The 17853-nt window shown below is 69.7% G+C and carries 19 protein-coding genes; 8 read left to right on the top strand and 11 right to left on the bottom strand.

Annotated features, from left to right (window positions below; translation table 11 throughout):
• Nucleotides 1–25 precede the first annotated feature (25 nt).
• The 7 genes from ASD69_RS07035 to ASD69_RS07005 all read right to left on the bottom strand — a co-directional run bounded on the left by ASD69_RS07035 (nucleotide 26) and on the right by ASD69_RS07005 (nucleotide 5964).
• Nucleotides 26–790 (bottom strand): 5-oxoprolinase subunit PxpA, encoded by a 765-nt coding sequence (locus ASD69_RS07035; protein ID WP_056175565.1) that lies wholly within the window; start codon nucleotides 788–790, stop codon nucleotides 26–28.
• 37 nt (nucleotides 791–827) lie between these two features.
• Nucleotides 828–1010, bottom strand: coding sequence for a DUF5668 domain-containing protein (locus ASD69_RS07030; protein ID WP_056175562.1), 183 nt, complete (start codon nucleotides 1008–1010; stop codon nucleotides 828–830).
• Nucleotides 1011–1112: 102 nt separating this feature from the next.
• Nucleotides 1113–2939 carry a DUF885 domain-containing protein gene (locus ASD69_RS07025; protein ID WP_056175555.1) on the bottom strand — a complete coding sequence of 609 codons (1827 nt, stop codon included), beginning with the start codon at nucleotides 2937–2939 and terminating at the stop codon, nucleotides 1113–1115.
• A 280-nt stretch (nucleotides 2940–3219) separates the two neighbouring features.
• On the bottom strand, nucleotides 3220–4185 hold the full coding sequence (locus tag ASD69_RS07020; protein ID WP_056175550.1) for a biotin-dependent carboxyltransferase family protein: 966 nt from the start codon (nucleotides 4183–4185) through the stop codon (nucleotides 3220–3222).
• Entirely contained in the window at nucleotides 4182–4898 is a 717-nt protein-coding gene (gene pxpB, locus ASD69_RS07015) for a 5-oxoprolinase subunit PxpB (RefSeq protein ID WP_056175547.1), read from the bottom strand. The genes ASD69_RS07020 and pxpB overlap by 4 nt, the downstream gene beginning before the upstream one ends.
• The gene (locus ASD69_RS07010) at nucleotides 4895–5305 is read right to left on the bottom strand and encodes an HIT family protein (RefSeq protein WP_056175544.1); all 411 of its coding nucleotides are present in this window, start codon (nucleotides 5303–5305) and stop codon (nucleotides 4895–4897) included. Before ASD69_RS07010 ends, pxpB begins: the two co-directional genes overlap by 4 nt.
• Entirely contained in the window at nucleotides 5302–5964 is a 663-nt protein-coding gene (locus tag ASD69_RS07005) for a dienelactone hydrolase family protein (RefSeq protein ID WP_056175541.1), read from the bottom strand. The genes ASD69_RS07010 and ASD69_RS07005 overlap by 4 nt, the downstream gene beginning before the upstream one ends.
• 193 nt (nucleotides 5965–6157) lie before the next feature.
• On the opposite strand from ASD69_RS07005, the gene rimO reads away from it, so the two are divergent.
• On the top strand, nucleotides 6158–7531 hold the full coding sequence (gene rimO / locus ASD69_RS07000) for a 30S ribosomal protein S12 methylthiotransferase RimO (RefSeq protein ID WP_056175540.1): 1374 nt from the start codon (nucleotides 6158–6160) through the stop codon (nucleotides 7529–7531).
• Nucleotides 7532–7537: 6 nt separating this feature from the next.
• Here rimO and ASD69_RS06995 read toward each other — a convergent pair whose 3' ends face one another.
• Nucleotides 7538–8773, bottom strand: a complete 1236-nt coding sequence (locus tag ASD69_RS06995) for a DUF4010 domain-containing protein (RefSeq protein WP_082607086.1) — start codon at nucleotides 8771–8773, stop codon at nucleotides 7538–7540.
• Nucleotides 8774–8933: 160 nt separating this feature from the next.
• Here ASD69_RS06995 and ASD69_RS06990 point away from each other — a divergent pair, with 160 nt between their 5' ends.
• Nucleotides 8934–9602: a hypothetical protein gene (locus ASD69_RS06990; RefSeq protein ID WP_157499066.1), complete on the top strand. Its 669-nt coding sequence runs from the start codon at nucleotides 8934–8936 to the stop codon at nucleotides 9600–9602.
• 25 nt (nucleotides 9603–9627) lie between these two features.
• On the opposite strand, the gene greB is transcribed toward ASD69_RS06990, so the two are convergent.
• The 3 genes from greB to ASD69_RS06975 all read right to left on the bottom strand — a co-directional run bounded on the left by greB (nucleotide 9628) and on the right by ASD69_RS06975 (nucleotide 12264).
• On the bottom strand, nucleotides 9628–10131 hold the full coding sequence (gene greB, locus ASD69_RS06985) for a transcription elongation factor GreB (RefSeq protein ID WP_056175529.1): 504 nt from the start codon (nucleotides 10129–10131) through the stop codon (nucleotides 9628–9630).
• 6 nt (nucleotides 10132–10137) lie between these two features.
• Nucleotides 10138–10629 carry a copper resistance protein NlpE gene (locus tag ASD69_RS06980; protein ID WP_056175526.1) on the bottom strand — a complete coding sequence of 164 codons (492 nt, stop codon included), beginning with the start codon at nucleotides 10627–10629 and terminating at the stop codon, nucleotides 10138–10140.
• Between the two features lie 111 nt (nucleotides 10630–10740).
• Nucleotides 10741–12264 carry a helicase HerA-like domain-containing protein gene (locus ASD69_RS06975; RefSeq protein ID WP_056175523.1) on the bottom strand — a complete coding sequence of 508 codons (1524 nt, stop codon included), beginning with the start codon at nucleotides 12262–12264 and terminating at the stop codon, nucleotides 10741–10743.
• A gap of 165 nt (nucleotides 12265–12429) precedes the next feature.
• On the opposite strand from ASD69_RS06975, the gene ASD69_RS06970 reads away from it, so the two are divergent.
• The 6 genes from ASD69_RS06970 to ASD69_RS06950 all read left to right on the top strand — a co-directional run bounded on the left by ASD69_RS06970 (nucleotide 12430) and on the right by ASD69_RS06950 (nucleotide 17757).
• Nucleotides 12430–13977 carry a transglycosylase SLT domain-containing protein gene (locus tag ASD69_RS06970; protein WP_056175520.1) on the top strand — a complete coding sequence of 516 codons (1548 nt, stop codon included), beginning with the start codon at nucleotides 12430–12432 and terminating at the stop codon, nucleotides 13975–13977.
• 11 nt (nucleotides 13978–13988) lie between these two features.
• Nucleotides 13989–15179, top strand: a complete 1191-nt coding sequence (locus ASD69_RS06965; protein WP_157499065.1) for a M50 family metallopeptidase — start codon at nucleotides 13989–13991, stop codon at nucleotides 15177–15179.
• A 15-nt stretch (nucleotides 15180–15194) separates the two neighbouring features.
• Nucleotides 15195–15878, top strand: coding sequence for a lysoplasmalogenase (locus tag ASD69_RS06960; RefSeq protein ID WP_235567157.1), 684 nt, complete (start codon nucleotides 15195–15197; stop codon nucleotides 15876–15878).
• A gap of 203 nt (nucleotides 15879–16081) precedes the next feature.
• Entirely contained in the window at nucleotides 16082–16660 is a 579-nt protein-coding gene (locus ASD69_RS06955; RefSeq protein WP_056175510.1) for a TlpA disulfide reductase family protein, read from the top strand.
• A 129-nt stretch (nucleotides 16661–16789) separates the two neighbouring features.
• The gene (locus tag ASD69_RS21800) at nucleotides 16790–16945 is read left to right on the top strand and encodes a hypothetical protein (protein WP_162250621.1); all 156 of its coding nucleotides are present in this window, start codon (nucleotides 16790–16792) and stop codon (nucleotides 16943–16945) included.
• 137 nt (nucleotides 16946–17082) lie between these two features.
• Nucleotides 17083–17757 carry a hypothetical protein gene (locus ASD69_RS06950; RefSeq protein ID WP_056175507.1) on the top strand — a complete coding sequence of 225 codons (675 nt, stop codon included), beginning with the start codon at nucleotides 17083–17085 and terminating at the stop codon, nucleotides 17755–17757.
• Nucleotides 17758–17853 lie beyond the last annotated feature (96 nt).

Raw genomic sequence — 17853 nt, 5'->3', positions numbered from 1 at the left:
GTGCGGGACGGGGCGGCCGCTACGGTCATGCGGCGTCGATCGCGAGGATGCGGATGCCGTCGGCCTCGAGCGCGGCGCGCACCGCGCGCGCGAACTCGGGCGCGTCGGCGCGATCGCCGTGCAGGCACAGAGTGTCGGCACGCAACGGCAGGCGGTGGCCGTCGGCGCACACGACTTCGCCGTGCGTGGCCAGGCTGTGGACCTGCGCGATCGCCTGCTCCAAGGTCTTCAGCACCGCGCCCGGCGTGCCGCGTGGCAGCAGGCGGCCGTTGCGGCCGTAGCCGCGCTCGGCGAACACTTCGTGCACGGCGCGCAGGCCGGCGGCTTCGGCGGCGGCGGTGAGTTCGGAGCCCGACAGGCCGAACACCGCGAGTTTGGGATCGAAGGCCGCGACCGAACCGACGATGGCGTCGGCGACGATGCGGTCGTCGGCGGCCAGGTTGTAGAGCGCGCCATGCGGTTTGACGTGGCTCAGGCGCAGGCCTTCGTCGTCGGCGATCGCGGCCAGGCGCGCGAGCTGGCTGAGGATCAGCATGCCGATCTCGTCGCGGTCCAGCGGCAGCACGCGGCGGCCGAAATGTTCGCGGTCTTCGTAGCCGGGGTGGGCACCGATCGCGACGCCGTGCTCGCGGCACAGGCGCAGGGTCGCGCGCATGGTGGCGTCGTCGCCGGCGTGGCCGCCGCAGGCGATGTTGGCCGAGCTGACGTAGGGCAGGATCGCGGCGTCGTCGCCGCAACCTTCGCCGAGGTCGCAGTTGAAATCGATGCGTTTGCGGTTCGGAACGGTCACGCCGCGATTCTGCCTCAAAGCGGCGTCGCAGCGGACCTCAGTCGTCCTGGCGTTTGCGATGGGGCCTGAACAGCATGCCCAGGCCGACCACGATCAGGATCGCCGGCCACCCAGTCCGGATCAGGCGCCCCAGGCTGATGTCGGCCAGGCCCAGATTGTCGAGCAGGAACACGGTGCCGATCGCGATCAGCACGATCGCTGCGACGATATTCGGTCTCATGGATCGCCCCCCGAGTGAGGGCCCAGTGCGCCACCAAGTCGGGCGTCGCGACGGCCCCGCGACCGCCTGCGCCGGGCCGCCGCAGCGGCCCGGCGCACGGGTTCAGGTGCCGGGCGCGGCCTGCGGCTTGTCGGCGCCAGCCGGCGCGGCCGCCGGAGCGGATGCCGCCGCCGGCGCCTGCCACAGCTTGGCCTCGGCCGGGCCGCCCATCATCTGCGCGCGCACCAGCGGCACCGGCGGGCCGCCGTAGCTCAGGAACTGGTCGTGGAAGGCCTTCCAGGCGCTGCGGCCGCCGCGGCTGGCGGTCCAGTCCTCGCGCAGCTGCATGATCATCAGCTTGCCCATGGTGTAGTTCAGATAGCCCGGGTCGTAGGTGCCGCGCGCGGCCTGCTGGCGCGCGTTGCCGGGATCCTGGAACGCCTTGTCCTTGAACATCTGCTCGGACTGGGCGACGGTCATGCCGCCGGTGTGCAGACCGATCGCGGAGATGAAACGCACGTCGCGCAGCAGGGCGTTGCTGAGCTGGCCGATATGGATCTCGGGCGTGGCGTCGCCGACGCCGGCGTCGTACATCATTTCCTCGGTGTAGTGCGCCCAACCCTCGGCGTAGGCGTAGCCCACGAACAACTGGGCGAACTTCCACTGCGAGCGGTTGGCGTGCAGGAACTGCAGGAAGTGGCCCGGCCAGACTTCGTGAGCGGACGTGAACAGCAGGTCGGCCTTGCCCGGCACGTAGGCGTCCTGCTCGGCCTTGGGCCACTTCGGGTCCGGCGGCGCGATGTAGTAGACCGAGGGCAGGTTCTTCTCGTACGGGCCCGGAATCTCGATGTAGGCGAAGTTGGTGCGGTTGAACGGCGGCGCTTCCTCGACGCGCGCCTCCTCGGTGCCGGGGATGGTCACCAGGTCCTTGTCGACCAGGAACTTGCGCAGGTCGACCAGTTGCGCGCGCGCGCCTTCGACCGCGCCGCCCTGCGGCTTGTCGGCGTTGACCTTCTCGATGCAGGCGTTGATGGTCTGGCCGGCGGCGTATTGGTCGCAGGCGGCTTTGAGCGCGGCCAGGTTGCGCGCCAGGTCGGCCTCGCCGATCGCCTTGAGCTGGTCCAGCGGCAAGTCGACGCGCTCGGTGGCCTTGAGCATCTTGGCGAAGCGCTCGGCGCCGATCGCATAGTCCTGGGTGGCCTGCGGTTTCTGCGCCGTCAGCCAGTCCGACAGGCCCTGCATGGCTTCGATGGCCTTGGCGTTGGAGGCCTTGAAACGCGCCTGCAGCGCGGCGTCGGGCACTTCGGCGAAGGCCTTGGGCGCGTCGTTCTTGAAGAACTCGGCCAGTCCGCCGAATACGATGTTGCCGAACTCGATGTAGCTGGCCGGCAGCGGGCCCTTGAGGTTGGCGCGGATCTGTTCGGCGGCCTTGGGCAGGGCTTCCTGGTAGCTGGCGAACGCGGCCATGCGCTGCGGCAGCGGCGCGTAGGGACGGGTGAGGTACATGCTCGGCGAGAGGTCGCCGGCGTAGAAGGCGGGGTTCTTGTTGGGGAAACCGGAATCCTTCAGATAGAACAGCTGGCCGTCGATCACCGACAGGGCGTATTCGCGCTGGAAGCGCTGATCGGGGGCGAGCTTGTCGTCACCGAACGCGGCCAGCTTGGCGCGTTGCTGCTCCAGCCAGGCGCCGGTGGTGGCCAGGGCTTCGGGCGACCAATCGGGCAGCTTGCCGTCGAATTCGTGCTTGCCGGCGCTGGCGGCGGCGGTCGGGTAGTGATTGAAGTAGCCCTCGATGAAAGCATCGATCGTGGGCTGCCAGTCGGCGTTGGCGGCGGCGGTGGCCGCGGCGGCCGGCGCAGCGGCGTCGGGGGCGGCGGGCGTCTGCGCTTTGCACGCGACCAGCGCGAGCACGATGCAGGCGGACAGAGACAGCAGACGGACGGGACGCATGCGAACTCTCCGGAGCGGGATCGAACGGGCATGCTAAGCACGTAGCGCCAGCAGCAGCCAGTGCCCGAAGTCGTGTGCGGTGGGAGCGTGGTCGCGGTGCGGTGCGGTGCTGTTGGATCGCCACGTCAGCCACTGTAGGGGCTGCGCAAGCCGCGACCGCGCCACAACGCTTGCGTCGCGGCCCGATGGACGCGAAGCGAATCACTGACACCGCAGCTTGAGGTGACGCATTCGCGGCTTACGCCGCTCCCACACAGAGCGAGCCTCGCGGCTCGGCCGATCACATGGTGGCGGACAGGAAGCGTGCCAGCGGGCGTTCTAGCGCCAAATACAAGCGCTGCAGCCGCACCCGCGCTTCGGCCGCGGCGGCTTGTGCCTGGGCGGCGGTGCAGGCTTGGAAGCGCAGCGTCGCATGCGGAGGCAGTTGCGCCAGTCGCGGCAGGTCGGCGGCGATGACGTGGCCCAGACGCGGATAACCGCCGACGGTCTGGGCGTCGGCCAGCAAGACGATGGGTTGGCCGTCGGGCGGCAGTTGCAGCGTGCCGGGCGCGACCGGTTCGGACAGGCCGCCCGCGCGCGCGCTGGTCAAGGGCGCGCCGTGCAGGCGCAGTCCCTGGCGGTTGCTGGCGGCGCTGACCTGCCAGGCCTGGCTGGCCAAGGCGGTCGCCGCCGCATCGTTGGAAGGCAAGTAGCGCACGGGCGCGTCGGGATGCTCGCCGAATTCCGGCTCGGCCCACCAGCCGGGAATGCGCGGCGTTTGAGTCACGAACATCGAACCGGGAACCAATGCGAGGCGGTCGCCCGTGCGCAAGGCGCGGCCCTCGTGGCCGCCGAAGCCGCCGCGCAGGTCGGTGCTGCGGCTGCCGAGCACGGGCGCTGTCGCGAAGCCGCCGTCGACGGCGAGCCAGGCGCGCGCGCCATCGCGTATCGCGCCCAGGCTGAGCGTGCCGGCAGGCAGGTCGATGGGGCGTCCCATCGGCAGCGCGATGCCGTCGAAACGCGCCACGGTGCTGCGGCCGATCAGGGCGATCCGCACCGGCGCGTCGAAGCGCAGGGTCGGGCCGTGCAGAGTGAGTTCCAGCACCGCAGCGTCCGGCGCGTTGCCGACCAACCGGTTGCCCAGGCGCGCGGCATCCGGATCCAGCGCGCCGGCACGCGCCACGCCGAGATGGCGCCAGCCGTCGCGGCCCAGATCCTGCAGCGTGCTCAGCAAACCGGGCGCCACGACCTCGAGCGTGCGTGTCATGCGCGCGCGTCCCGGATCGCCGCCGCGGCGGCGGCGTCTATGGCGCGAAAGCGCACGCGGTCGCCCGGCAGCAGGGCGGTCGGCGGCTCGCGCGCGGGATCGAACAGGCGCAGCGGCGTGCGCCCGAGGATGCGCCAGCCGCCGGGGCTGTCGCGCGGGTAGATGCCGGTCTGGGCGCCACCGATGGCGACGCTGCCGGCGGCCACGCGCGTGCGCGGCGTGGCCAGGCGCGGCAGCGCCAGTGCGGGGTCCAAGCCCGACAGATACGGGAAGCCGGGCGCGAAGCCGATCATCGCCACGGTGTACTCGCCCGCGGCGTGGCGTTCGATCAAGCGCTGCGGCGTCAGACCCAGCTCGGCCGCGGCCGCTTCCAGGTCGGGCCCGTCCTCGCCGCCGTAGACGACCGGGATTTCGATCGTGCGCGCGGCGGCGATCCGCATCGTCGTATCGTCGGCGCCCAAACGGTCGTGCAGCCACGCGCGCACGCGCTCGGCGTCGATGGCGCCGGTGTCGAAGAACACCGCCAGGCTGGCGTAGGCCGGCACCAGATCGCGCAACCACGCAGGCGCGCTTGCGCGCAGGCGCGCCGCGTCGGCATGCACGCGCGCGTTGATCGCATCGTCGATGCCGGCGCCATCGCCGTCGGCGTAGCGCAGCAACCAGGCGTCGTCGGCCAGCGCCAGCGCCAGCGCCTGCGGCGCGCGCGCGCTCACGCCGACAGCGCGTCCTGCAGGCGCCGGATGCGGCCGATCAGCGCTTCGGGCGAATACGGCTGCGCGGTCGCCATGCCCCAGACCGGACGCGGCCAGGCGATGTCCTCGCGGAAGCGCGCGATCACGTGCACGTGCAACTGCGGCACCAGGTTGCCCAGCGCGGCGACATTGAGCTTGTGCGGCGAAAACGCCTTCTGCAGGGCCCGGCTGGCGACCGCGACTTCGCGCATCAGTTCGGTCTGCTGGGCCTCGTCCAGGTCGATCAGTTCGACCGCGTCCTCGACCCGCGGCACCAGGATCAGCCAGGGGTGGTTGGCGTCGTCCATCAGGCGCAATTCGCACAGCTTGAACTGCGCCACCGGGTGGGTGTCGTCCGCCAGTTGCGGATGCAGGTGCCAGGGGTTCATTTCAGCGCGTCCGCAAAGAAGTCCAGGGTACGCCTCCAGGCCACGTCCGCGCTGTCGGCGTGGTAATCCGGGCGCAACTCGCAGTTGAAGCCGTGGCCGGCGTTGTAGAGGTAGATCGGCGCGTTCGGCAGGGCCGCGCGGTGGGCGTCGATGGCCTCGGGCGGGATGCTGGCGTCGCGCTCGCCGAAGTGGAACACAATGGGTGCGCGCGTCGGCTCACCCAGGAACGGCACGGTGCGTGCGCCGTAATAGCTCACCGCCGGTAGGCCCAGACGGGTATTGCACAGGAAGGCCAGGCTACCTCCCCAGCAGTAGCCGACCACGCCGGTGCGCAGGCCTTCGTCCTGCAGGCGGTGCGCGGCGGCGCCGGCGATCTCGACCGCGCGGTCGAAGCCGACCGCGTTGCGCAGCTCGCCGCCGCGCGCGGCGTCCTCGCTGCCGTAGCCCAGCTCGATATGCGGTTGGACCGGGGCGAACAGGTCCGGCGCCAGAGTGGTGTAGCCGGCTTGGCCGAAACGGTCGGCGACGCTGCGGATGTGCTCGTTGACCCCGAAGATCTCCTGCAGCAGTACCAGCGCGCCGCGCGAGGGCCCGGTAGGCTCGGCGCGCCAGGCCGCAACCGGCCCGTGCGGGGTGTCCAGATCGGTCCACTGGCCCATGGCGGCCTCCGTTCAGCTGCGGGAATCGAGTCCAGTTTAGCGCCGGGGCTATAATTCGCGACCCCGGCGACGGTCCGCGCCGGCTCCGCCTCCGTTCCGCGCCTGCCCACCGGCATTCGCAACCCTTACTCAGCCAGTACGCCCCGGTTCCGCGCGCATGCGTGGCCGAGCGTCCCGCCAGGCCCTCGCACGCATGTCCCTAGCCAATCCCAAAGTCGGTTTCGTCAGCCTCGGTTGCCCCAAGGCCCTGGTCGATTCCGAACGCATCCTCACCCAGCTGCGCGTGGAGGGCTACGACATCGTCCAGAGCTACGACGCCGCCGACGTGGTGGTGGTCAACACCTGCGGCTTCATCGATTCGGCGGTGACCGAATCGCTGGATGCGATCGGCGAGGCCATCGCCGAGAACGGCAAGGTCATCGTTACCGGCTGCCTGGGCAAGCGCTCGGAGCTGATCCGCGAGACCCACCCCGATGTGCTGTCGATCAGCGGCCCGCAGGACTACGCCAGCGTGATGACCGCGGTGCACGCCGCGCTGCCGCCCAAGCACGATCCCTTCATCGACCTGGTGCCGCGCCGCGCGTTCGAGGCCGAGGAGGGCATCGGGGTCAAGCTCACGCCCAAGCACTACGCCTACCTGAAGATTTCCGAAGGCTGCAATCACCGCTGCAGCTTCTGCATCATCCCGTCCATGCGCGGCGATCTGGTCTCGCGCCCGGTCGATCAGGTGCTGCGCGAAGCCGAGAAGCTGGCCATGGGCGGCGTGCGCGAGCTGCTGGTGATCTCGCAGGACACCTCGGCCTACGGCGTGGACGTGAAGTACGCCGAGCGCGAATGGCGCGGCAAGACCTACCAGACCCGCATGAAGGCGTTGTGCGAAGGCCTAGGCGAGCTCGGCTTGTGGACGCGCCTGCACTACGTCTATCCCTATCCGCACGTGGACGACATCATTCCGCTGATGGCGCAGACCGGCGCCAACGGCATGCCGATCCTGCTGCCGTACCTGGACATTCCGTTCCAGCACGCCAGCCCGCGCGTGCTCAAGCTGATGAAGCGTCCCGGCGCGGTCGACAAGACCCTGGAGCGCATCCAGCGCTGGCGCGGCATCGCGCCCGACATCACCATCCGCAGCACCTTCATCGTCGGCTTCCCGGGCGAGACCGAGGCCGAGTTCGAAGAGTTGCTGGATTTCCTCGACGAGGCCCAGCTCGACCGCGTCGGCGCGTTCGCCTATTCGCCGGTCGACGGCGCCCAGGCCAACGCGCTGCCCGATCCGCTGCCCGAAGAGGTCAAGCAGGAGCGTCTGGCGCGTTTCATGGAACGCCAGGCCGAGATCTCGGCGGCCAAGCTCGAAGCCAAGGTCGGCAGCGTGCAGCCTTGCATCGTCGACGCGCTGGACGGCGAGCTCGCGATCGCGCGCAGCATGGGCGACGCGCCGGACATCGACGGCCTGGTCCAGATCCAGAACGGCTTCGAGGCCGGCCTGCAGCCGGGCGAGTTCGTCGACGTGCAGATCCTGGGCAGCGACGAACACGACCTCTACGGCGAAGTCGCGTTCGAGGATTGAGTTAGCTCAGGACGTCGCCCAGGTCGCCGCGGCGCTGGCCGCGGCCATGCCGATCAGGCCGGCCGCGACATGCAGGGCGTAGCGGCGATTGCCGCTGGCGAAGGCCAGCACGGTCTTGGCCGCCGCGCTGGCCGCGAGTAGGCCGACCACACCCCAACGCGCGTGTTCCAGGCTCAGGTCGCCGGACTGGGTGAGCTGGGCGACGCTGGCCGCGGCCGCGTGCAGTTCGGCCAAGGCCACCAGCACCGCGGTGACCAGCGCGCCGGTGTCGCCGAACAGGTGACGCATCCACGCCGACAACAGCAGCACCGCTGCGATCACCGCCGCCAGCACCAAGGCCTGGCTCAAGCGGAACGCGCGCGCGGCCGGCGCCTTCGGCAAGGCGTCGCTGCCGCCGCTGCGATGCAGACCCAGCGCCGCGGCGACCGTGAGCGCCGCGGCCGCGGCCGCCAGCGGCCAGGCGCAGGCGCGCAGCAGACTGGGGGCGGCGGTGCCGATCACGCCGGCGAACAAGGCCAACGAAGCCAGGTTGGCGAGCAGGGCCGCGGCCGCGGACACCGAGGTCAGGCCGGGCTCGCTGCGGCTGCGTTCGCCGAAGCCGGCCACCGCCGCGGTCGACGAGGCGAAGCCGGAGAAAAAGCCGGCCACCGGCAGGCCCCAGCGCGCGCCCACGCTGCGCAGGGCGATATGGCCGAGCATGCCCACCGCCATCACCAGCACGACCAGGCGCCACAAGGCCGAGGGCACCAGCACGCCCCAGGGGTCGACCGCGGTATCGGGCAGCAACGGCAGCACGATCAAGGCCGCCGCGGCCAGCAGCAGGGCGTCCTGCAGTTCGCGCTCGGACACCACCCGCCGCGCGAAGGCCTGCAGGGGCTGTTTGGCGAACAACAAGCCGGCGACGATCACCCCCAGGCCGGCGGCCAGGGCCGGTTCGCGCTGGGCGAAGGCCGCCAACAGTGCGGTGGCGGGCAGGGCGACCTCGCCGGTCAGGCCCGGGTCGTCGTTGCGGGTTTGCAGATAGCTGGCCAGCGACAGCGCGCCCACCACGATCACCAGCGCCGCCAGCACGGCGGTGCCGAGCAGGGCTGCCGCCGCGGCCGCGATCGCGACCACCGCATGGGTGCGCACGCCCGCCACCGCGGTGCGCTCGCCGAGGTGGGCGCGCTCGCGCACCACCCCGACCAGCAGGCCGATCGCGATCGCGCTGAGCAGGCCGCGCAGTTGGGCGTCGAATTCCAAATCCCGTCTCCCGCTGTGGTCTGCGCCTGCGGCCATCTTAGGCGCGCTAGCCGGCGGCGGTCATCCCGGCAGCCTGTCCTGGCCGGCGGCGTTTTCGCGTGAACCTGGGAAGCGGCGCGGGGGTAGGATGCGCGCCAGGGATCGACACAGGGGACGGACGATGAAACGCAGCAGGACGATGTGGGTCGGGATCGGATTGGCGCTGGCGTTCGCCGGCACGGCGTGGGCGCAGGAGCCCAAGCTGGAGCCGATGACCGAAAGCATGCTGGTGGACTATCTGCCCGACGACTCGCGCGTCGAGACCCGTCTGGACGGCGACTTCAACGGCGACGGCATCGGCGACACCGCCTACGTCGGCGGCAACGACGAGAAGCGTCTGCTGAAGGTGATGCTGGGCTACCGGGACGAATTCGACCTGGGCCATTCGCCCACGGGCGAAGCCGCGCTCGAGGTAGCGCCGCTGGGCTCGGCCTCGCTGTCGTTCAAGAAGGGCGTGCTGATCGTCGAGGACCTCACCGGCGGCACCACCGCCACCGCCACCACCTATCGCTATCGCTACGACCCTCAGACCAAGCGCATGCGCTTGATCGGTCTGGACGCCGAGCGTTACAGCCGCACCAACAGCCACGACACCCTGAAGCTGAGCTGGAACCTGCTGACCGGCGCGCGCATCGTCCAGCGCGGCCGCGTCAACGACAGCGGCAAGGGCGACGAGGCCTACCGTTACGACCCGGAGCGCAAGCTCTCGAGCAAGTCGGCGCCGGTGTACATGGACGAGACGCCCAGCCCGGACGCCTTGATCGACGCGCAGCTGGAGGCGGGGAGCTGAGGCTGCGGGCCGGCGCGCTGCGGGCTTAGCCTTCGTACTCCACCGCCACGATCGCGTAGCGTGTCGCGCCGCCGGGCAGCGCCGCCTCGAACTCGTCGTCGACGCGCTTCTTCAGCATCGCCCGCGCCAGCGGCGAATCGATGCTGATGTGGCCCAGGCGCGCATCGGTCTCGTCCGGGCCGACGATGCGATAGCGCTGCAATTCGCCGTCGGCGACGTTCTCGACTTCGACCCAGGCCCCGAAATACACCGCGTCCGGGTCCGTGGGCGCGGTCTCGACCACGCGCAGCGCGGGCACGCGCTTGCTCAGATAGCGCACGCGACGGTCGATCTCGCCCAACTGCTTCTTGCGATAGATGTACTCGGCGTTTTCCGAGCGGTCGCCCTCGGCCGCCGCGGCGGCCAGGGCTTTCACCACTTCAGGACGGCGGACGCGCCATAGCTCGTCCAGCTCCTGCTTGAGCCGGGCGTGGCCCTCCCGCGTGATCAGGGCGGTGCTGTGCTCCGCGGGAGGTCGCCATCGGCCCATGCGTCGTTACAGCGCAGCGGCCTGGCGCTTGAGGCTGAGGTTGGCCTGGCTGTCGATCGCCTTGCCTTCCTTGTCCAGCGCGCGGATCTCGTCGGCCGACACCACCTGGTACAGGCTGTCTTCCACGGTCTTGCTGTTGGGATCCAGGCGGATGCGCTGGCCGGCTTCCTCGGCGGTCCAGGTGCCGTCGCCCTTGGTCTCGCTGTTCTTGCGGTCCTGGTAGCTGGTGGCGACGGCGTAAGTGCCGTCGGCCTTCAGCTCGAGCGTGGTGTTGATGCCCGGGCAGTCGGCGCAGGGCAGGGTGCCGCTGAAGGTACCGGCGAAGGCCTTGGGGTCCAGCGCGGGCGCGACCGGCGGCGCCGGTTCCGGCGCGGCGGCGGGGGCGGCCGCGGCTTCGGCCTTGGGCGCGTCGGCGGCCGGTTCGGCCGGCTTCTGCGGTTCGCAGCCGGCGAGGGCGATCAGGGCGACGCTGGCGAGCACGAGCAACTTCGGGTTCATACGGACACGCTCCTGGTTGATGGTCGAAACGGATATTCGCGATGCGAACGGGTGGAAAGTGGGCGCTGCCGGTGTGGGGCCGGCTTCGCGTCGGACGAAACCGGCTAAGCCTTACTTGCGCCCGCCGAAGATGCCGCCCAGCAGGCCGCGCAGGATCTGCCGGCCGATCTGGTTGCCGACGGTGCGTGCGGTTTGCTTGGCCATGGTCTCGACCATGCCCTGGCGACGCTTGGTGCCGAACACCGCGTCCTTGACCGCCTGGCCGAAACCGCCTTGCTCGGCCTCGTCCTGTTCGCGGGTCTTGGCCGGCGGCGCCTCGGCCTGGGTGGCCGCGGTTTCGGCGCGCTTGGCCAGCATTTCCGAGGCCGATTCGCGATCGATCGCGGTGTCGTACTTATGCCCCACCGGGCTGCCGGCGCGCACTTGCGCGCGTTCGGCCTCGGTGATCGCGCCCATGCGGCAGCGCGGCGGCGCGATCAGGGTGCGCTCCACCGGCATCGGTACGCCCTTGTCCTGCAGGGTCGAAACCAGCGCCTCGCCGGTGCCGAGCTTGGAGATCGCCTCGGCGACGTTCAGCGCGGGGTTCGGCACGAAGGTTTCGGCCGCGGTCTTGACCGCCTTCTGATCGCGCGGGGTGAACGCGCGCAGCGCGTGCTGCACGCGGTTGCCGAGCTGGCCGAGGATGTCGTCGGGCACGTCGTCGGGGAACTGCGAGCAGAAATACACGCCCACGCCCTTGGAGCGGATGATGCGCACCACCTGTTCCACGCGCTGTTGCAGGGCCGGAGGGGCATCGTCGAACAGCAGATGCGCCTCGTCGAACACGAACACCAGCTTGGGCTTGTCGAGGTCGCCGACCTCGGGCAGGTTCTCGAACAGTTCCGACAGCAGCCACAGCAGGAAGCTCGAATACAGGCGCGGCTTCATGATCAGCTGGTCGGAGGCGAGGATGTTGATCAGGCCGCGGCCGTTGGGCGCGGTGCGCATCAGGTCGGTCAGCTCCAGCGCCGGCTCGCCGAAGAAGGCGTCGCCGCCTTCCTGTTCCAGGCGCAGCAGGGCGCGCTGGATCGCGCCCACCGACTGGGTGCTGACCAGGCCGTAGGAGGTCGAGATGTCCTTGCGCTCCTCCGCCACCAGCGCCAGCAGCGCGCGCAGGTCCTTGAGGTCGAGCAGCAGCAGGCCGCGGTCGTCGGCGAGCTTGAACACGATGTCGAGCACGCCCGACTGGGTGTCGTTGAGCTCCAGGATGCGCGCCAACAGGGTCGGGCCCATTTCGCTGGCGGTGGTGCGCACCGGATGGCCGAGCTTGCCGAACAAGTCCCAGAACACGGTGGGGCTGGCTTCGGGCGTCCAATCGGGCACGCCCAGCTCGGCCACGCGCGCCAGCAGCTTGTCGTTGGCGGTACCGGCCACGGCCAGGCCGGCGACATCGCCCTTCACATCGGCCAGGAACACCGGCACGCCCAGGCGCGAAAAGCCTTCCGCGATCGTCATCAGGGTCACGGTCTTGCCGGTGCCGGTGGCGCCGGCGACCAGGCCGTGGCGGTTGCCCAGCTTGGCCTGCAGGTAGACCTGGCCGCTCTCGGGCGTGGTCACCGCCTTGCCCAGGAGGATGGCGTTCTGCGTCGAGTCCATGTCCGCGTCCGTTGGAAGATCGGTCGATTCTAGCGGCAGCGTCGCATCGGCGTGTCGGTGTCCGCCCGCGCCAGATGAACCGGCAAGGTGCGCGCGCTCACGCTTCCTTGCCCCGCATGGACCCCGCGGCTACCCTGCCAGGACCCTTCGCTGCCCTTGTCGTCCATGCCCCCATTTGCCCGTCTTTCTGGTGCCTTCGCGCCCGTCGCCGTCCTCGCGCTGGCCGCGCTGTCCTTCGATGCCTCGGCCCTGTCCAAGCGCGACCAGGCCGCCGTCGACGCCCTGAACCAGCGCATGCAGGCCGCCGAGGCCAAGTACCGCGCCGCCCTGGTGCAGATCCGCAACGCCGATCCGGAGGGCCAGAAGCTCAGCGACTCGGCGCTGGAGGACATGGAGGATGTGATCGCCGCCTGCAATAAGCAGAAGGGCTGCCAGCTGACCACCATGCTGACCAGCTACAAGCGCCTGCTCAAGGCCAATGCCGATGCCGAATCGCGCGCCGACGCCGGCGACGAAGAGGACGAGACCCTGCTGGACACCGACGGCTCGCTGGCCGCCGACGTGCCGCAGGCCGCGCGCGCCGCCGCCCTGCTCAACGCCGACGGCCAGCGCTTCGTGAAGATGGTGCAGTACAACCCGGCCGTGCAGGCGGGCATCCGCCGCTGGCTGACCGACATGCGCGGCTCGCTGATCCAGAGCCACGAGAACTACCAGTACATGCGCCAGATGATGTGGCCGCAGTACGAGCGCGCCGGCCTGCCCGAGGCGCTGCTGTTCGGCATCATGGCCAAGGAATCCAACGGCCGCGTGCACTCGACCTCGCGCGCCGGCGCGGCCGGCCCGATGCAGTTCATGTACGCGACCGGCAAGCGTTTCGGCCTGGGCGACGACGGCACCGGTTTCGACACCCGCTACGACGCGCGCGCCTCGGCCCAGGCCAGCGCCGAGTACCTCAACGAACGCATGGCCGCGCTCAACAACAGCATCGAGATGTCGTTGGCCGCCTACAACGGCGGCGAGGGCCGCGCCCAGCGCGTGTTCAACGCCAGCGGCGGCCGCAATTTCTGGGACGAGTCGGTCTACAACCAGTTCCCGCCCGAAACCCGCGACTACGTGCCGATGGTGATCGCCGCGGCCTGGCTGTTCCTGCACCCGAAGGAATACGGCCTGAGCTTCCCCAAGGTCGATCCCAAGCCGGCCAGCCTGCGCCTGAGCCAGCCCAGCTCGATCTACCAGCTCACCATCTGCCTGGGCAACGGCGGCACCCGCGACGGCTACATGCGCGTCCTGCGCAATCTCAATCCGCGCTACCAGGCCGACAGCTACCTGCCGACCGGCACCAGTCTCAACGCCACCACCAAGATCGTCGGCCTGTACAACCGCTGGTGCGTGCAGGGCGCGCGCGCCGATCTGGCCCGCACTCTGATGCTCAGCGATCCGACTACGGCGATCGTGCGCACCGGTCCGGTGACGATGGTGACCTCCACCGAGAGGGGCGAGGACGGTACCGTCGCGATCGCGCCGGCACCGCAGCCCAAGGCCAAGGAAAAAGAAAAGCCCAAGAGCTATCGCGTGCAGCGCGGCGAAACCCTGACCTCGATCGCGCAGAAGTTCCAGTGCGACACCGGCAAGCTGGCCAAGCGTAACGGCCTGAAGGCGCCTCGTTATTCGATCCGTCCGGGCCAGACCTTGAAGGTCGACGGCTGTAAGTAAGCGCCGTCGGCATGGACGCCGCTGACGAAAAGCCGACGGACCAGGGGGCGACGGCGCCCTGGTCTTGGTCGCCGCGGCTGAACCGGGTGATGGAGGCGCTGGCCGCTGCTCTGGCGGCGCTGAGCGTCCTCGGGGCCGCGCTGGCCTGCAGTTCCATCGTCGAGCCGCTCTCCGGATTCTGGGCGCTGTCGGCCGGCGTCCTGTTGTTCATGGCGCTGACCTACCTGGCGCTGGCGGTGCACGAGTTTGGCCACTACCTGGGCGCGCGCCTGCGCCGCATGATCCTGCTTGCCGTGGCGATCGGACCGGTCGAGTTCTACCCGGTGGTCGGCGGCTGGCGCCCGCGACCACGTGAGCGTCGGCATGTGCGCGAAGTCGGAGGCTACGTGGTCGCGTTCCCCGATCCCGATCGGCCGCCGCGCGGCGATTTCGCGGTGATGCTGCTGGGCGGGCCGCTGGCGAATCTGGTCCTCACCCTGTCGCTGGCGGCGTTGCTGGCGACGATGGAGGCCTCGCACTGGCAGTTGCTGTGCATCGCGCTCGCGCTGCTCAACTTCGCCGGCTTCGCCTGCAATCTCCTGCCTTATCAGACCAAGTCCCTGGCCACCGACGGATTGCAGTTGCTGCGGCTGCGGCACTGGCCTTCCGACATGCATACCGATCCCTGGCTGGTGTGGATGCGCTTGATGGGCCGTTCCTTGCGCGGCGTCACCGCCGACGAATTGCCCGAGCACGAGATGCGCGTGCTGGCCGAGCGCGCCGATGCGCTGCCCTTGCAGGACGAATGGTTCCAGCTCAAGGCGCTGCAGAACCGCGGGGACTGGCGACGGGTCGACGAGGTGGAGCGCGCCTTGAACCGTAGCGTGGCGGCGCTGGACGAAGCCTCGCTGGCTTCGATGAGCAGCGTCCTGCTGCTGATGCGCGCCGAGATCGCGTTCTGCCGGAGCATGGCCAGCGGCGACGCCGGCCACGTCGAAGCCGTCGGCCTCACGCCCGCGCTGCGGCGCGACGTACCCTATCTGATGCCGCGTCTGCAGGCCCTGGCCGCGGGGCTGCGCGGCGACGTCGAGCGCTCGGCGGCGGCGATGGAGCGATCGTGCGTCGGCGCCGAAACTTCGATAGACGTCGCAACCCGACGCTGCGAAGCGCGACTGCGCGGCTACATGCGGGCGATCATCGAACAGCGACCGGCCGCGTCGTAAATGGAGGGGCAGGGCGTGGGACGGACCGATGACATCGACAGCGCGAACTCCGGCGACGGCGGCGCGCGCTACTGGCTGCCCGCGATCGCGCTGGCGTCGGTGCTCGCGATCGTCGGTGCGATGGCGCCGCTACCCTGGCTGCACTACCTGACCAAACCCACCGCGACCTTGCTGGTGCTGGCAATGGTCTGGCGCCTGCCGGTGGGTCGCACGAAGTATCGGCCCGCGATCCTGGTCGGCCTCGCGTTGTCGACCTTGGGCGACGTATTCCTGATGCTGCCCGGCGACTGGTTCGTGTTCGGGCTGGGCAGCTTCCTGTGCGCGCATCTGGCCTATCTGATCGCGTTCACGCGCAGGGCGAGCGCATTCGCGACGCTGTGGCCGTTCCTGGCCTACGCTGCGCTCGCCGCCGCCGTGCTGGCGGTGTTGTGGTCGCATCTGCCGGGCGAGCTGCGCGTACCGGTCGTGATCTACGTGGCGGTGCTGGCGGCGATGGCTGCGCAGGCCGCGGCGGTGTGGTGGCGGCAGCGCACGCGCGCGAGCGCGCTGGCGGCCTTGGGTGGCCTGAGTTTCGTGATCTCCGATGCCAGCCTGGCGATCGACCGCTTCGCCGCGCCGTTCGCGACCGCGAGCGTGGTGGTGCTGGCGACCTACTGGCTGGCGCAGACCTGGATCGGCCTGTCGGTGCGCGAGCGCTGAAGCACGTCAGCACGCAATCTGTGCCTTTTGTCTATAAGCAGTGCTTGCGATTGGCACCGCTGCCTATTCGACTCGGCGCAAACACGGGCCATTCGTCTTGTACGGCCTGCGGCCTCGCCCTATAAACGAGCGACACAGCGGCAATCGTCCGCCGCATCGAAGCGTCGTCGTCCAGGGCAGGGAGCGCCATGTCGAAACGGAGCATGCAAGGATCGATCGCGGACATGTTGTTGTACGTGCTGCTGATCGGCGCCGCGGGTTTTTCGCTCTGGTCCGCATACGGCCAGCGTCAGTTGCAGCAGCAGCTGCAGGAAACCCGGACCCAGCTCGGGCGCGCGCAAAGCGGCGACTACCTGCCGGTGATCGTGCGGCCGCTGGTGCAGAATCCCGAGCGCGTCGTGCGCCTGGGCGCGCCGGCGTCCGGCATGCAGTTCCTGTACGTGTTTTCGCCCGACTGCCGGTTCTGCGCGGCTTCAGCGCCCCACATCGAGCGCATCTACAGTCGCGCCGCCGCGAGCGGCAGCGAGTTCTACGGCGTTTCCCTGCGCGACGCCACGGCGACCGACGCCTTTCTCAAGAAGCACGGTTCCAAGATTCCGACCGTCGCCCTGACCGACGCGCGCACCCGCGCCCTGATGCGCGTGCGCACCGTGCCGGCGCTGCTCAGCGTCGACCGCAACGGCCGCATCCGTTACGTGAAGTACGGCGTGCTCACCGAGAAGGACGTGCCGCGGGATCCGCCCGGCGCCGTCGCGCTGCCGCATCAGGCCACGCTGCCTTAGCGGCCGCCGCCTATCGACCGGCGGACTTCGGCGCCGCCGCCGGTTCGGCTGCAGTTCGGCGCCATCGAGGACAAGGAGAGGACCGTGTTCGAATCAAGGAAAGGCAAGACGAAATGGATCGCCATCGCTGTGGCATCGCTGCTGCTGGGTATGTCGGCGTTCATGCAGGTCACCGCATCGACCCCGAACGCGCCGCCGGGTTGCGATACCTGCTGGACCTGTCCCAACGGCTACGGCGGCATCGGCTCGGGTGGTTCGTGCATCGCCTGTTGCGATCCGCCCTGATCGCAGGCGTCTAGGCAGCGGCATCGCCGTTCTCTGCGGCGATGCCGTCTTTGCCCAGCGCCGATTCCGGATCTGGTGCAACAGGGCGTACAACGATGCGAATATGAGTACGACCCGCCACGGATCGCTCTCACCTCATGATCGTACTTTCCGGCTTCTTCTACGCGCTCGCGCACCATCCGTTCTGGTCGTGGTTGGCGCTGGTCCTGCTGGCGCTGGCGGCGAGTCTGTTGATGGTGCGGTGGACCGGAAAGGCGCGCTGGATGCTGCTGTTGCTGGCGGCCTTCATCGGCGGCCAGCTCAACATTTTCACGGGTCATATTCTCAACGCCTGGTTCCTAAATGCCTATGGCAGCCGCGGCACGGCGGTGATCGTGCACTCCGAGCTGACCAACTCGACCCTCAACGATCAGTACATTTCCGACTACTGGGCGGTGTTGCGCACCGCCGACGGGCGCGACGTCAAGATCGAGTTCGACACCATGTCGGCCAGCATCTACCCGATCCGCAACGAGATCCTGCTGCCGCCGCAGGGCCAGCGGTTCGTGGTCAAGTACGTGCCCGGCTTCGAGCGCAACGTCGCGATCATGAGCGACGAGTCCGACTACGGGCGCCGTTGGGTGGTCGCGCAGGCGCGCGGGCCGGTGGACAGGGCGGCCGCGCAACTGGCGGCGAGCCCCGACAACCCCGAGTTCGTCGAGGAGTACCGCAGCGAACTGCGGCGCTTTCTCGACCAGCACCGCAAGGACGCCGACCCGGCCCTGGTCGTGAGGTTCGAGCGCGAATTAGGCGAGTTGGAGCAGCGCCGGTAACTGCGCCTGCTCGCATGGCCGGCGCCACGATCGCCATGACGGTAGCTCGATCCATGCTGGCGGCCGCGCGGGTCGCGCAGGTATCGCCTCACTCGG

Origin of the sequence: Lysobacter sp. Root604, assembly GCF_001427505.1 — a bacterium.
In the GTDB taxonomy this organism is placed as follows: Bacteria; Pseudomonadota; Gammaproteobacteria; order Xanthomonadales; family Xanthomonadaceae; genus Lysobacter.
This window is presented reverse-complemented; position numbering and strand designations above follow the sequence as displayed.